The sequence below is a fragment of the Flavobacterium sp. AC274 genome, from assembly GCF_979258275.1.
Genome location: NZ_OZ409852.1, coordinates 638876 through 653778, shown reverse-complemented (window position 1 = coordinate 653778; position 14903 = coordinate 638876). Strand labels below are relative to the sequence as shown.

The following is a 14903-nucleotide window of genomic DNA, read 5'->3' as shown; positions in this document are numbered from 1 at the left end:
AAAATTACGCGATAATCTATCGTAAGTTTTTTAATGCAAATAATTCATCTGTTTCAGCAAATAAATTCATGAATAAATCTTTTCATTTTGAAGTTTAATTGAATTTGTTTTTGGAATATTTGTCTGAAGAATTAATCAAAATGAAAGCAAAAATTCAAAATGCATTTTCGGGAAAAATTGAAGCCATCGGACTTCCGATTCTGGCTGTATGCTGGGTGAGTTTCTTTTGGGGAACAACTTGGCTTGCCTCAAAAGAAGGCGTAAAACACATGCCGGGTTTGCAACTTGCTACTATTCGTCAGTTTTTAGGCGGGATTTTATACATCGTTTATTTTATCCTGAAAAAAGAACCATGGCCAAAAGGCAAACAATGGCGCACAATTCTGGTTTTGGCAATTTTGAATTTTGCTTTAAGCAATGGATTAAGTACCTGGGGTGTAAAATATATAAGCAGTGGATTAGGCGCCATTATAAGCGCAATATTCCCAATTTGGATTATCGTGATTAACTTTTTTCATGGTGAAAGAATTGCAAAATTGGCCATAACGGGAATTTTAATATGCTTTGGCGGAATTTGTATTATTTTTATCGATCATCTGGGAGACTTCTTTAAGGCAGATTTTCAATTCGGGATTATCTTAACTATTGTTTCGACAATAACATGGGCTTTCGGGATTTTACATACTAAGAAAAAAGCGGCAAGTTTTAATCCGTATTTTAGTTTGGGGTTGCAAATGTTTATTTCGAGTATTATACTTTTAGTTATTACAGAAGCTTCGGGAACTAATATTCCTTTGAGTGAAATTCCATCAGAATCCTGGTTTTCTATTGGCTATCTGGTTATTATCGGTTCAGTTTTAACTTTTATTGCTTTTATATATTCGCTGCAGCATCTTCCAACAGAAATTAGCAGTATTTATGTTTACATTAATCCAATTGTGGCGATGGTTTTAGGCGCTATTATTTTCGGCGAAAGCCTAACTTCTGCCATTGCTGTAGGCGTTGTTGTTACTTTGATTGGATTATATCTTGTAAATAAATCTATCAGAAAAACTAAAGTAAGATGAATCGCCACGAATTCACGAATTAAATTTATAATCTAAAATAGTATTCGTGAATTCGTGGCCAACTACACAGTTGTTAAAAAGAGTTATAATTACAGCTTTTAAAAAGTGCTTTTTGTATTTTTGCGGCAAATTATTTTTATGAAATCGTTTCTTTATAAATACCGCAAATTCTTTATTGTTTTAATTCTTTTTTCGGTTGTCACTATATCCCTATTTTATTCGGCTTTAAAGCCACAAAAAACTTTACCAATTTACAATCCGGCCGATGTAAACCCAGAATTGGTTGATAGCACTGTTCAGTACAAAAGCAAATATCATACAATTGCTGATTTTTCTTTTGTGAATCAAAACGGCGATACGATTACTCAGAAAAATTATGAGGGAAAAATTTATGTTGCTGATTTCTTCTTTACAACCTGCGGATCTATTTGTCCAAAAATGACAACCAATCTTGAAGAAGTTCAAAAAGCGGTTTTGAATAATCCAAAAGTAATGTTATTGTCCCATACCGTTTTCCCGGAAGTTGACAGTATTCCGGTTTTAAAAGAATATGCTATAAAGCATCATGTTGTAGACAGTAAGTGGAATTTGGTTACCGGCGATAAAAAAGATATTTATACGATGGCACGAAAATCGTATTTGGCTGTAAAATTGGGCAGACCAGATCAGCTTTATGATATGGTGCATACAGAGAATTTTGTTCTGGTAGATCAAAAACGTCGTGTTCGCGGATTTTATGACGGAACAAACAAAGAAGAAATGAAACGTCTTTTGGAAGACATTGATTTCTTGTCTAAAGAGTAAAATCCCTTATTTTTAGAAAGATTTAGCATATTCAAAAGTGTTAAATACCTTGCAATAAAGAATTATTGCCTACTTTTGTAATCTAAATTCAATCTAAATAAGCTTGCAAAATACAATACATACTCTGAAAAAAGGCGAGAAAGCCATTATCAAAGATTTTGATATCGATCTTATTCCTCTAAAATTATTAGAAATGGGTTGTTTGCCGGGCAACTTAGTCGAATTACTTCAAATTGCTCCTTTTGGAGATCCTTTATATCTTGACATTAATGGCTCGCATGTTGCGATTCGTGTTGAAACTGCTCGTGAAATTGAAGTTGAACTTATCAAAACCAATTTATAATGAGCATTCAAAATATTAATGTTGCCCTTATCGGAAATCCCAACACGGGAAAAACTTCTGTTTTCAATCAGCTTACCGGTTTAAATCAACAAGTTGGAAATTATCCCGGAATTACGGTTGAGAAAAAAATTGGTTTCTGTAAATTACCTCACAACATAAAAGCTAACATTCTGGATTTGCCCGGAACGTATAGTTTGAATGCCAGTTCAATGGATGAAAGTGTTGTAATTGAACTTTTGCTAAACAAAAATGATAAATTATATCCGGATGTAGCGGTTGTGGTGACAGATGTTGAAAATCTGAAACGAAACTTACTGATTTACACCCAAATTAAAGACCTTGAGATTCCGACGATTTTAGTCATTAATATGTCTGATCGAATGGAAAGAAAAGGGATTACACTTGATATTCCTTATTTAGAAGAAAAACTAAAAACTAAAATTGCTCTTGTAAGTTCGCGCAAAGGTTTAGGAATTGACAATTTAAAAGAATTAATTGTTTCCTATAAAACCATTCCGCACGAAGCTTGTTTAAATGCATCGGTTATTGATCCTGAATATTTTGAAAAATTACAGCATGCTTTTCCCAATCAGCTTATTTACAAATTATGGCTGGTTATTACGCAAGATGTAAATTTTTCGAATTTAGACAGAAATGAAATTCGAAGCACTTTTACCAAATCTAATTCTGAATTAAAACGCTTACAGCAAAAGGAAACCATCAAAAGATATCAGTTTATAAATGATGTTTTAAAAGAAGGTTTAAAAGTGGATGCTTCGATGGCAAAAGACTTTAGAGCAAAACTGGATCGTGTTCTGACCCATAAGTTTTGGGGTTACTTTATTTTCCTTGCTATTTTGTTTATCATATTTCAATCTATTTTTAGCTGGTCAACAATTCCTATGGATTTCATCGACAGCACTTTTGCTTCATTAAGCAGTTGGGTTGCCGCAGAATTACCAAGTGGTATTCTAACCGATTTACTTTCGCAGGGAATTATTCCTGGAATTGGCGGTGTTATTATTTTCATTCCGCAAATTGCGTTTTTGTTTCTGTTTATTTCAATTTTGGAAGAAAGCGGATATATGAGCCGTGTGGTTTTCCTGATGGATAAGATCATGCGTAAATTTGGACTTTCGGGAAAAAGTGTTGTTCCGCTAATTTCAGGAACTGCATGTGCGATTCCGGCAATTATGGCTACCAGAAATATTGAAAACTGGAAAGAACGCCTTATTACGATCTTGGTAACGCCATTCACGACTTGTTCTGCCAGATTACCTGTTTACGCGATTATTATTTCACTTGTAATTCCGAATGAACGTGTTTTCGGAATTTTGAATATGCAAGGATTATCGTTGATGTTATTGTACTTACTTGGATTTGGAACAGCAATTCTATCAGCTTATATTTTAAATAAAGTTTTAAAACTCGATAATAAAACATATTTCGTTGTCGAAATGCCTAGTTATAAATTACCTCTTTTCAAGAACGTTGGAATTAATGTTGTCGAAAAAACCAAAGCTTTTATTGTTGGTGCGGGTAAAATCATTCTTGCGATATCTGTTATTTTATGGTTTTTGGCTTCATACGGTCCCGGAAAAGATTTTAACGAGGCTGAAACTATCGTAAAAGAAAGATTTGTAAATAAGCCTTTAAATGAAGTTGAATTCGAAAATGAAGTTGCTTCTCAAAAATTAGAGAATTCCTATATCGGAATTATGGGTAAAGCGATCGAACCGGCAATTTCTCCTTTGGGTTACGATTGGAAAATCGGAATTGCAATTATCAGTTCGTTTGCGGCACGTGAAGTATTTGTGGGAACATTGGCTACGATTTATAGTGTTGGAGACAGTGATAATGAAACTACTATAAAAAGCAAAATGCAAAAAGAAGTCAACCCTCAAACAGGAGAAAAGATTTTCAATTTTGCTTCCGGAATTTCATTATTGCTATTTTATGCTTTTGCTATGCAATGTGCCAGTACGCTTGCGGTGACAAAAAAAGAAACCAATTCATGGAAATGGCCTGCAATGCAGCTTGTTTTAATGAGTGGTCTGGCTTACTTTGTCGCACTTTTGGCGTATCAACTTTTAAAATAAACTGCCATGATACAGGAAATTATCGCTTTTGTAATATTATTTATTGCCGTTGCTTTTTTAGTCAAAAAGTTCTTTTGGAAATCTAAAAAGAAAAAAGACTGTGGTGACGGAAATTGTGGATGTTCTTAGAAAAGGTTCTAAGCTTTCTTCTTATTCTAAAATTGCAAAAATAACTTGCCTTTTTTTGATACAATAAAGTCCTTAACTCACTTTTTATCAACTCAATATCTTTTAAATTTGATCCATTAATTCAAATTTTAAAGAAATGACAGATTTTGATAAAAGTGAGATTATTAGAGACAATAGAGTTACACGATTATTGTGGTTTTCAATAGGGTTTATTTGTGCAGTTGCGGTTTCGTATTTTATTATGAAACATCAATAACAACAAAAACTAAAACTCAATACCGGGATTGAATACTAAAAATTACTTCACTCCTTCCCACTCCGCATAAAATTGTGCCAGGAAAGATTCCATAAAACGATGTCTTTCTGCGGCAATTTGTTTTCCGGTTTCGGTATTCATTTTACTGGATAACAATAAAAGCTTTTCGTAAAAATGATTTATAGTTGGAGCATTATTCTTTTTGTACTCTTCTTTGGTCATATTGGTTACTGGCGCAATTTCAGGATCATATAAAGTCCTGTTCTTAAATCCTCCGTAATTGAAAGCTCTTGCAACACCAATTGCTCCAATTGCATCTAAACGATCTGCATCCTGAACAATATCTAATTCTATCGAAGAAAATTTCTTTTCGAAATTTCCGCCTTTATACGAGATGTTTTCAATGATGTTTACCACATGCCGGATAATCTCTTCAGGTACATTTTCAGATTCAAGAAACAAACGGGCCGTTCTTGGACCGATGGTTTCATCTCCATTGTGAAATTTACTATCTGCAATATCATGAAGTAAAGCTCCTAATTGAACTACCACCAAATCACAACTTGTACCTTTTGCAATTAAAAGTGCATTTTTATAGACGCGTTCGATATGAAACCAGTCGTGTCCGCCTTCGGCATCATTTAGTTTTTCTTTTACGAATGCAATTGTTTTGTTTATTAGATCGGGGTTATTCATAGTTGTTTTTGTATTGTGGAATGGCGCGCGGATGACGCTGATTTAAGCGGATTATCGCTGATTTATTCTAATTATATTTTTTAAATAAAAAATGTTGATTGTCAAAGCTTTCACACTTCAACAATCAACAATATTTTTAATGTCAATATCAAAAATCAATTTCAATATCAATTTTAATCTGAAATCAACAATCTAAAATCTAAAATTATAATCTTGCCGGTTCAACCCATTTAAAGATGTGTGATTCCTGTGGAATTACTAATCTTTCTGAGATTCTTGCCATACGAGCCGGTAATTTCATTAAGTAATCACGTGCTTTTTCTGCTTCATCTGTTAAACCGGTCATTTTATCAATTTCCCACTTATCCATTAATTTCTGCATGATATCTACATAATCGCTTGCGGTATACACCCCAATACGTTGTGCAGAATCAGAGAACTGTTCAAAAGCTGAACTTATTTTTTGGCCAGATTCTCTTAAAAAGTGAGCTGGCATAACGATTTTTTGTTTCATCATATATTGAAACGCCAACATCATTTCGCTAGGATCTACTGCGAAAATACGAGTTACAAATTCGCTATATGCATGATGATGACGCATTTCGTCACCAGCAATCATTTTACACATTTTAGACAATTTATTATCACCAAATTTCTTCGCCATTTGAGCTACTCTATTGTGTGATACATAAGTTGCTAATTCCTGGAAACTAGTGTATACAAAGTTTTTGTATGGGTCAGATCCAGTTCCAATATCAAAACCGTCGTTGATTAAATGCTGCGTTGTCATTTCGATTTCACGCATATTTACACGACCGGACAAATACAAGTATTTATTTAATAAATCACCGTGGCGGTTTTCTTCTCCGGTCCATTGTCTAATCCATTTAGACCAGCCGTTTCCACCGTTTTCCACCTGATTTATTCCCTCTACATCCATCAACCAGGATTCGTATGTAGGTAAAGCTTCTTCGGTAATGGTATCACCCACAAGCGTAACCCAGAAATCATATGGCAATTCTTTGGCAATTTCACGTAATTCTCTAACCTCCTCAAAGAAATTATCTCCTTCAGAATTAGGCAGAAAATCTGACGGCTGCCAAATTTTTTCTACTGGAATTAAATACTGTTCAACGAAGCTATCCACGTTTTTTTCCAAAAACTGCATAACTTCTAATCTAATGTTTTTTATAGACATTACTAATTTAAGATTGGGATTTAAGTTTTAGTTTTTACTAAAAACGAAAATCTATTTATACTCATTTACTCCTTCTACTACTGCTTTTTCGGTCAAAGCCATTAACTCGGCAAAATCATAATCTTTTACAGCCAATGCTTTATGAACCGTAAAGGTAAGATGATTTCCTAAACCTACCGGAAAAAGACCATATTTTACCATTTTCCATGAATTATTAATACTAACCGGAACTATATATGCTGATGGTGCGTATTTACATAATATTTTTAAACCATTTTGGGCAAATTCTTTAGGTTTTCCGGTTTTACTTCGGGTACCTTCGGGAAATATTACTGCAGATCTTTTATGTTTTTCAATATATTCAGACAAGCCTTTGATTACAGGAATCGCTTGTTTAGGGTCTTTACGGTCAATTAGCACAGATCCACCGTGGCGTAAATTATACGATACACTCGGAATTCCTTTACCTAACTCCTTCTTACTTACAAATTTACAATGAAAACGTCTAAAATACCAAATCATTGTAATAATATCATACATACTTTGATGATTTGAAACAAAAATCAAAGGTACTCCGGTTGGAATTGTTTCTCTGTTTTCAATTTTATAAGTTGTTCCTACCAAATTGGTGCATCTTAAAAGCCAGAAATTTAAGTAATCAACGCTTTTTTTGTGCGCCTGATACCCAAAAACATTTAAGCAGAACCATTGTATTGGATGAAAGACCAATAAAACCGAACTGAATAACAAATAGTAAATTACGGATATGGGATACGAAATTATTTTTTGCATGCTTTAAAAATTAATGCCCAAAAGTAATAAATAAATTTTTAGCGGTATAAAAATTGAAAACAATAAACAACTCTAAGAAAATCAAATGCTGTAAAACATTAGCATAAAAAGAAAATAATGTAAATTTGACAGATAATTACTTATCCTTCTTGTTATGAAAAGTAAAATTGCGCGATATATTCTAAAACATCATAAAGAACAAAAAGATTTTAATGAAACAGAAATTTTAATTAAATCTGCTTCAAAGGGGTCAAGTTTTGCCATTAGGGAATCAAAAGCATTAGGGTTATCAATAAAATATATCTCTGGAAGAAAAATTATTGAAAAACTTCCCAATGGAGAAATCAAAGTTATTAGAGAAATTCAAGACAAACCTTTAATTGAAAAAGGATTAAAAAAAGGAATGGTTCTATGCAGAAAATAAAAAAGACTTCGCGTATTTGCCGGTCCTAACGGATCGGGAAAAAGCACTCTTTTTGAAGAGTTTTCAAGAAACTACAATGCCGGTCATTTTATTAACGCAGACTATCTTGAAAAAATCCTTGCAACAAAAGGATTAATAGACTTAGAATCTTTTAATATAAGAGCTACAAACGAAGAATTAAATCACTTTTACTCAAAAGATAGTTCAATTAGTCTTATTCAGAAATCTGAAGAAAAAGGTTTTAAAATAAATTTAGAGATAAAAGAGAACTTTATTGTTTCACATTCTAAAAACTCAAACAGTTACGAAGGATCTTTAATTTCTTCTTTCTTAAGAGATAAACTTATTGAAAACAATCAAAGTTTTTGTTTTGAAACAGTAATGAGTCATCCTTCAAAACTCAACGATATTAAAGACGCAAAAACTTTGGGCTATACCACATATCTTTACTTTGTGTGCATTGACGATCCGGAAGTAAATATTTCACGGGTTGAAAACAGAGTTAAAAAAGGCGGTCACGACGTTGATAAAGAAACGATTAAAAACAGATATTCCAGAACTCTTACAAATTTATTTCCTGCAATTGAAATCTCTGACAAAACCTATCTATTCGATAATTCAGGAGAAAAACTCACATTAATTGCTGAAATCTACAATGCTAAGTCGCTAAAACTTTATGTTGATGAGGTTGATTTTCCAAATTGGTTTAAAGAAAATGTATTAAATCATTTTGTTTAGTACTGACTATTGTACCTTTGCACAAAAAATTGCACTTCTTTTCTGAATTAAATGAACTTTACTTACCCAAAAAACGAACGTTTAAAAAGCAAAACAACTATTGGATTGCTGTTTTCTGAAGGAAAATCAGTTTCTAAATATCCTTTGCGTTTGGTTTACCGTCAAGCGGAAGCTGGTTCTGAAGAAAAAATTAAAATTGGAGTTTCGGTTTCTAAGAAATATTTTAAAAAAGCCGTTGATCGCAATTACTTCAAACGTGTTTTGAGAGAAACCTACCGACTGAACAAACATTTGCTTTGGGATAATCTGGAAGAGCCTTATTCTTTCATGTTTTTCTATCAGACAAAAGACCGTTTATCTTACGAAGAAATCAATACCAAAACGATTCAGTTGTTTGAGAAATTTCTCTTACAGATCAACAAAACTCCTGATTCTGAAAACAAAACTGAAATCTAGATCTCAAATAGCAACTTTATTTATCGATTTCGACTAAAAATTATAAAAAAATTGTAGTTTTAGCTCTTAATTGAAGATTTATGAGATATATTTTCTGTTTATCATTATTTGTTTTAAGTTTTACAAGTTGTAGTAAAAACGAAGAACCAATTGCAGAAATGGCAGTTAGTGCTATAAAACTTCCGTCTAAAAGCGAAGGAAAATATAAAACATCCGAAGCTGATGCAATACCAAAAATTTCACAAAAGATCATCAAACAAGCTTCACTTCGATTTGAAACTAACAATTTAGATGATACTTTTGCTCAAATTCAAAAAGCAATTACAGCAAATAAAGGAACTGTTCAAAATGATTCCGAAGGAAAGGATTATAACAATATTTATCGAAATCTAACCGTTAGAATTCCCAGTCAGAATTTTGATACCTTTATAAAGTCCATATCTGAAGGTGTTTCTTATTTTGAAAGAAAAGAAATCTCTGCAGAAGATGTTACAGAACAATATATTGATCTTGAATCAAGATTAAAAACAAAAAAGAAACTCGAAAACAGATATCTTGAAATTTTACAAAAAGCCACTAAAATAAGTGAGATTTTAGAAATTGAAAAACAAATTTCGATTATCAGAGAAGAAATTGAAGCCAAAGAAGGACAGCTTAAATATTTAGAAAGCCGGGTTTCTGAAAGCACTATCAATATTGAATTTTACAAAACCATAGCTGAAAAAGAAGCCATTAAAACTTCGTACGGATCAAAAATATGGACAGCAATTAAGTCCGGGTTTTTTGGTTTATCGAGTTTCTTAATTTCGATTATTAGCGTTTGGCCATTTATTATCCTATTCGTTGTTCTGGTTTATTTTATCAGAAAACGATTTAAAAGAAAAAAGCATAAATCATGTATCCTTATCTTAAAAAGAAGTTCGTTATACCAGCCGTTGCCGCAGGATTTTTATTTATTGGAACTAGTTTCAAAGACGATTTTTTTGAAATAGCCAAACAAATAGAAATTTTTACCACTTTATTTAAAGCCGTAAACACTAATTATGTAGACGAGACTAATCCGGGTGATTTGATGGACAAAGCCATTAAAAGCATGTTGGGAAGTTTAGATCCGTACACGGTTTATTTTAATGAACAGGATGTGGTCAATTTCAAAATCAACAATACGGGAGAATATACCGGAATTGGTGCTATGATCGCCAGAAAGAAAGATCGTTTGATTGTTCGCGAACCTTATAAAAATTATCCGGCAGACAAAGCAGGATTAAAAGCCGGTGATGAAATTATTCAGATTGGTGATGTTTTAATTGCTGATTTTAAGGATGATGCTTCGCAATTATTGAAAGGAACCAAAAACACAAAGATTACGATAAAATACCTTCGTCAGGGAAAAACATTTACAACAGAGTTGGTTTTGGATGAAGTTGATATTAAGTCTGTTCCGTTTTACGGAAAAATAGATGATAAAACAGGTTATATCGTTTTGGCACATTTTAGCAGAAAAGCTGCTGTCGAAGTAAAAGACGCTCTTGAAAAGCTAAAAGCTGACGGAGCAAAACAAATAGTATTAGATTTAAGAGGAAATCCGGGTGGTTTACTAAACGAGGCTATTGATATCTGTAATTTATTTGTTCCGAAGAATGAAGTAATCGTAACGACGAAATCAAGAATTGAAAAGCATAACAATACGTATAAAACTCAAAATCAACCAATAGACACCGAAATTCCTTTGGCAATTTTGGTAAACGGCAGAAGTGCATCGGCATCAGAAATTGTTTCGGGAGCTTTGCAGGATTTAGATCGTGCCGTAATTTTAGGAAGCCGTAGTTTTGGTAAAGGTTTGGTGCAGCGTTCTGTAGATTTAACGTACGGAACACAGCTTAAAGTAACTATCTCGCGTTATTATACACCATCGGGCAGATGTATTCAGGCTTTGGATTATGCGCATAAGGATAAAAATGGCGTTGCCTTAAAAACGGATGCGAAAAACTTCAATGCTTTTAAAACCCGAAAAGGAAGAACTGTTTATGATGGCGGCGGTGTTTTGCCTGATATCGAATTGGATGAGGCAAAAATGAGCCCTATTACGACCGCTTTATTGAAGAATGACGGAATCTTTGATTACGCTACCAGTTATTACTATAAAAATCCAAATTTGGGCGATAAAATCCCTGTTCTTACTGATGCGGATTACGCCAGCTTTAAACAATACCTAAAAACCAACAAGATTACTTTTGATACTGAAACAGAAGTAGCTTTGAAAAATACTTTGGCCGCAGCCAAAAACGAAAAAATAGACGAAACGATCGCACCGGAATATCAGCAGTTATTAAACGCCTTAGAGAAAAGTGAAACTACCTTATTGGATAAAAACCAAAAAGAGATTAAAAACCTGATTCAGGAAGAGCTTATTAAAAGATACCAATATCAGGAAGGTTTATATCAATTTTACATTAAAAACAATTCAGAAATTAAGAAAGCGGTGACCGTTTTAAATAATCAAACTGAGTATAAAACCATTTTAAAAATGTAAAAAAATGAAAATTTGTAAAGTCTTATTTATATTCTTTACGCTCAATTTATCGGCACAGCAAAAACCAATCGAAACCATATTTTTTGATTTTGATAAATTTGATCTTACTGAACAACAAACAGGTGTTGTTGCGAATTTTATTAAAAAAATAGATACTTCAAAAGTGGAATCTATACAAATCTATGGTTATTGTGATGATCGTGGGGATGATGACTATAACTTTAGATTGTCTAAGAATCGCGTTAGTACAATTCAAAACCTGCTCGTATTGAAGGGTTTTAATCAAAGCAAAATAGTTATTCTTGAAGGTAAAGGCCGGGTAATTTTAAAACCGGATACTGTAGACAACCTAAATGAAATACGTTCTAAAAATCGGCGGGTTGATTTAATCGTTGTAAATAAAAACAGTTTCGGAAAAGAAGTTTATAGTTCTTTTAAAAACAAACTAAAAGTTGGCGATAAAATTTATCTCGACAACATTCTTTTTGATATTGGAAGTTCAAAACTTACACACAATTCTAAAAAAGAATTAGATAAAATAGCAACTATTTTACAGCACCAGAAAAATATTCAGTTTGAAATACGAGGTCACGTTTGCTGTACTCCGGAAATTTATAGTGACGGAATTGACAAGGAAACCAAAGAAAGAAGACTTTCCTGGAATCGTGCCAAAACCGTTTTTAAATATCTTATGTCAAAAAAAGTATCTTCAAGCAGAATGACTTTTCTGGGATGTGGCAATAAATATCCTTTGAGAAAAGGTGATAATTATGACCGAAGGGTTGAATTTTGCATTACGCAAATCTAATTTTATTTTTTCAGGCAAACCCAAAAAGCTACATTTTGCCTTAAAGTTAAGCTTTAAACGAAATTGGTAATCATTTGTTTATTAATAGTTTATTTTTTAAAAAAGAGCGATTTTATATTTTGAAACAATGTTGCATTAGTAAAAAAATAAAAACTTTATTAAGCTCGAATCATTTCTATATGCGGAATATCATCTTCAAGGTACATTTCACTTGATTGAACAAATCCGTGGCTTTCGTAAAATTTCTTTAAGTACAATTGCGCACCAATTGTAATTGCATCTTTACCAAAATTGGATTTAATTCCTGCTATTGCTTCACGCATTAAATCATGCCCCCATTTTTTATCCCTGTAATTGGCATCAACTATTACTCTTCCAATCGATGCATTATCAAAACTAATTCCGGCATCAAACAAACGTGCATAGGCTACAATTTTTCCGTCGTATTCTCCAATAAGATGTAAAGCTTTCTTGTCTTTACCGTCTATGTCTAAATAAACACAATTTTGCTCGACTACAAAGATCTCACTTCGCACTTTAAGCAAATCATATAACTCATGAACACTTAATGCCTCAAAAGGCTTTATTTTCCATTTTAATTCCATTGTTGTTTTTCATTTTTTCAAACAACTAAATTACTTGAAAAATCTTTATTACTATTATTTTAAAAAAGAAATCCCGATTACAACTTGTAATCGGGATTTTCATATTAATTATATCTACTTATTTCTTCTTCATTATAATTTCCATGCTTTTATACTCTTCGCCGTTTTTTACATCAAACATTTCCATTTTACGGGTTGATGCATCAACAATTGTATATATTTCACGATAAGGTGTTTTTTTCCCATTTACAGGATTTACCATATCGCCTTTTAATTCCATACTTTTTGTTTTCTCATCAAATTTTCCTACGGCCACCATCATCCCTGTTCCCATATTATCAATAAAAGTGGTAGTGTATTCTTTGCTGGCATTATTATAGGCCAATGTGCTTTTACCCTGAAACGGCTGTCCCATCATTGTGCCGCTATAATTTGCTTCCTGATATCGACCGCCAAGAATCATTTTAATATTTGCTGTTGAACTTGCTTTCTCTGGTTTACCATTTGGTTCTGACCAAAAAGTCATATCACAATTCCATGTTCCGGTTTCATCAGCCATTAATTTATGTGCGTTACCAGGTGTTGCATATTCTGCCCAGGCTTTCATTTGTGCAGCAGAATCTAAAGGCTGCTCAATAGCTTGTTCTTTGGTTTTGATAGTATCAGTAACCTTTTCATTTTCAGACTCTGTTTTTATTTCCTTTTTACAAGAAGTAAAACATGCTGCTAATATCAATAATGTCAGATAGAGATTTTTCATAAATAATTGATTTATTGGTTATTAAATCAAATGTACGAAAAATATAACAAATTATCTTTTATCTATTTTGACTGATTTTATAATGGCTTCGAGTTCCAGCATTAGGTCTCTTTCCTGATTAGAAGGCGAATAACAAAATCCTTCAATAACCAAGATTCTCCTTGAAGCTTCGTCAATAATAGCGTAGTTTATAAAAGGCCCAGTCATGAAATCATTCTTTAACTCCCAGGTTCCTTTGGTTTCATATGTTTTTTTCTGTCTAATATTGTTGTCGAAAAGTATGGTGCATATGCTTCGCCGGTAATCATTGGCGTGTCTGGCTCTCGTCCTTTTATATATCGGCCTACTGAATCTCTCATACGAACAATATTGCCCACAATATCTGAACCTTTGGTAAGTCTGCGAATTGGAATCTGATAAATCAGCAAACTTGTATTCCCGCTGATGATTTCTTTTTTCAGCCACATAAAATTCTTTTTATGCAACATATATTCGTAACCGGAGGGAATTTGTAAATCGATGTGAAACTTGTTTTTTATTACCGCCGGATTCAACAATGATTTGCTGTTGTCCTGCTGAATTTTTTGAATTTCGGCATCGCGAATCATCTTGATAATTTGTGCCGAATTTAATTCGATACTGCAAATAATATCTTCAACAGATTTACCGTAAATACGGAATGTATTGTGTGGTAATGTTTCGCTGTGTTTAATTTCGAATTTATCTGTTACAGCTTTTTTTACTACAATGATACTTCGGCTATCGGTAACAAATCCTTCTAATAATTTGGCCGGATATTGATTGATGGTAAACAGTGGTTCTTCCTGGGTAAGTCCCAAAACGGGAGAAGCAAATTTATTTCGAATGGTATCGCCTACTTCACCGTACCACAACTGATCGTCGATGATAACTGATATTGTGTTTGTTTTACCGGAAACAGGCTGAGGCTGTTTCTCGTTTTTAAAACAAGAAACGAACAAACACGAAAGTAAAAGGCATAAAAAATGGGTTTTATTCATTTTCTTAGTTTAATGAAATAAAACCCAAATTTAGTTAAGATTTTTTTATTATCCGTTTATTTTAAGTTTCATTCCGGGTTTAATATCTCCATCTTTAATATTATTCCATTTTTTAATATCTGAAATTGTTACTCCAGGATATTTTTTAGAAATACTATACAATGAATCTCCTTTTT

Annotated in this window: 17 protein-coding genes and 1 pseudogene; 11 read left to right on the top strand and 7 right to left on the bottom strand. The window is 32.8% G+C overall.

Annotated elements, in window-relative coordinates; translation table 11 throughout:
* The first annotated feature begins 140 nt into the window (after positions 1-140).
* The 5 genes from ACZZZT_RS02935 to ACZZZT_RS02915 all read left to right on the top strand — a co-directional run bounded on the left by ACZZZT_RS02935 (position 141) and on the right by ACZZZT_RS02915 (position 4442).
* Positions 141-1067, top strand: coding sequence for a DMT family transporter (locus tag ACZZZT_RS02935; protein ID WP_463459354.1), 927 nt, complete (start codon positions 141-143; stop codon positions 1065-1067).
* Between the two features lie 138 nt (positions 1068-1205).
* Complete coding sequence (locus tag ACZZZT_RS02930) at positions 1206-1871, top strand: SCO family protein (protein WP_042563610.1); 666 nt, start codon at positions 1206-1208, stop codon at positions 1869-1871.
* Positions 1872-1974: 103 nt separating this feature from the next.
* Positions 1975-2214 (top strand): FeoA family protein, encoded by a 240-nt coding sequence (locus ACZZZT_RS02925; protein WP_017495803.1) that lies wholly within the window; start codon positions 1975-1977, stop codon positions 2212-2214.
* Positions 2214-4313: a ferrous iron transport protein B gene (feoB, locus tag ACZZZT_RS02920; RefSeq protein ID WP_463459353.1), complete on the top strand. Its 2100-nt coding sequence runs from the start codon at positions 2214-2216 to the stop codon at positions 4311-4313. The genes ACZZZT_RS02925 and feoB overlap by 1 nt, the downstream gene beginning before the upstream one ends.
* Positions 4314-4319: 6 nt before the next feature.
* A complete protein-coding gene (locus ACZZZT_RS02915; protein WP_073394401.1) occupies positions 4320-4442 on the top strand; it encodes a FeoB-associated Cys-rich membrane protein in 123 nt (40 codons plus the stop codon).
* Between the two features lie 298 nt (positions 4443-4740).
* Here ACZZZT_RS02915 and ACZZZT_RS02910 read toward each other — a convergent pair whose 3' ends face one another.
* The 3 genes from ACZZZT_RS02910 to ACZZZT_RS02900 form a co-directional block, all read right to left on the bottom strand.
* Positions 4741-5394 (bottom strand): HD domain-containing protein, encoded by a 654-nt coding sequence (locus ACZZZT_RS02910; RefSeq protein ID WP_463459352.1) that lies wholly within the window; start codon positions 5392-5394, stop codon positions 4741-4743.
* Between the two features lie 205 nt (positions 5395-5599).
* A complete protein-coding gene (locus ACZZZT_RS02905; protein ID WP_042563613.1) occupies positions 5600-6592 on the bottom strand; it encodes an acyl-ACP desaturase in 993 nt (330 codons plus the stop codon).
* 51 nt (positions 6593-6643) lie between these two features.
* On the bottom strand, positions 6644-7384 hold the full coding sequence (locus ACZZZT_RS02900) for a lysophospholipid acyltransferase family protein (protein ID WP_318804645.1): 741 nt from the start codon (positions 7382-7384) through the stop codon (positions 6644-6646).
* A gap of 154 nt (positions 7385-7538) precedes the next feature.
* Here ACZZZT_RS02900 and ACZZZT_RS02895 point away from each other — a divergent pair, with 154 nt between their 5' ends.
* The 6 genes from ACZZZT_RS02895 (at position 7539) to ACZZZT_RS02870 (ending at position 12343) form a co-directional block, all read left to right on the top strand.
* The gene (locus ACZZZT_RS02895; RefSeq protein ID WP_042563615.1) at positions 7539-7808 is read left to right on the top strand and encodes a hypothetical protein; all 270 of its coding nucleotides are present in this window, start codon (positions 7539-7541) and stop codon (positions 7806-7808) included.
* Between the two features lie 90 nt (positions 7809-7898).
* Positions 7899-8546 carry a zeta toxin family protein gene (locus tag ACZZZT_RS02890; RefSeq protein ID WP_463462372.1) on the top strand — a complete coding sequence of 216 codons (648 nt, stop codon included), beginning with the start codon at positions 7899-7901 and terminating at the stop codon, positions 8544-8546.
* Between the two features lie 51 nt (positions 8547-8597).
* Positions 8598-9002 (top strand): ribonuclease P protein component, encoded by a 405-nt coding sequence (rnpA, locus tag ACZZZT_RS02885; RefSeq protein WP_463459351.1) that lies wholly within the window; start codon positions 8598-8600, stop codon positions 9000-9002.
* Positions 9003-9082: 80 nt separating this feature from the next.
* The gene (locus ACZZZT_RS02880; protein ID WP_463459350.1) at positions 9083-9994 is read left to right on the top strand and encodes a DUF4349 domain-containing protein; all 912 of its coding nucleotides are present in this window, start codon (positions 9083-9085) and stop codon (positions 9992-9994) included.
* Positions 9898-11535 (top strand): S41 family peptidase, encoded by a 1638-nt coding sequence (locus tag ACZZZT_RS02875; RefSeq protein WP_463459349.1) that lies wholly within the window; start codon positions 9898-9900, stop codon positions 11533-11535. Before ACZZZT_RS02880 ends, ACZZZT_RS02875 begins: the two co-directional genes overlap by 97 nt.
* Positions 11536-11539: 4 nt before the next feature.
* Positions 11540-12343, top strand: a complete 804-nt coding sequence (locus ACZZZT_RS02870) for an OmpA family protein (RefSeq protein WP_463459348.1) — start codon at positions 11540-11542, stop codon at positions 12341-12343.
* 158 nt (positions 12344-12501) lie between these two features.
* Here the strand turns inward: ACZZZT_RS02870 and ACZZZT_RS02865 are convergent, their stop codons facing one another.
* The 4 genes and pseudogenes from ACZZZT_RS02865 to ACZZZT_RS02850 all read right to left on the bottom strand — a co-directional run bounded on the left by ACZZZT_RS02865 (position 12502) and on the right by ACZZZT_RS02850 (position 14889).
* Positions 12502-12948, bottom strand: coding sequence for a GNAT family N-acetyltransferase (locus ACZZZT_RS02865; RefSeq protein WP_463459347.1), 447 nt, complete (start codon positions 12946-12948; stop codon positions 12502-12504).
* Positions 12949-13066: 118 nt separating this feature from the next.
* The gene (locus ACZZZT_RS02860; RefSeq protein ID WP_073394412.1) at positions 13067-13708 is read right to left on the bottom strand and encodes a DUF1579 domain-containing protein; all 642 of its coding nucleotides are present in this window, start codon (positions 13706-13708) and stop codon (positions 13067-13069) included.
* Between the two features lie 51 nt (positions 13709-13759).
* Positions 13760-14727: pseudogene (locus tag ACZZZT_RS02855) on the bottom strand (DUF4837 family protein).
* Positions 14728-14775: 48 nt separating this feature from the next.
* Complete coding sequence (locus ACZZZT_RS02850; RefSeq protein WP_463459346.1) at positions 14776-14889, bottom strand: LysM peptidoglycan-binding domain-containing protein; 114 nt, start codon at positions 14887-14889, stop codon at positions 14776-14778.
* Between the last annotated feature and the right edge of the window lie 14 nt (positions 14890-14903).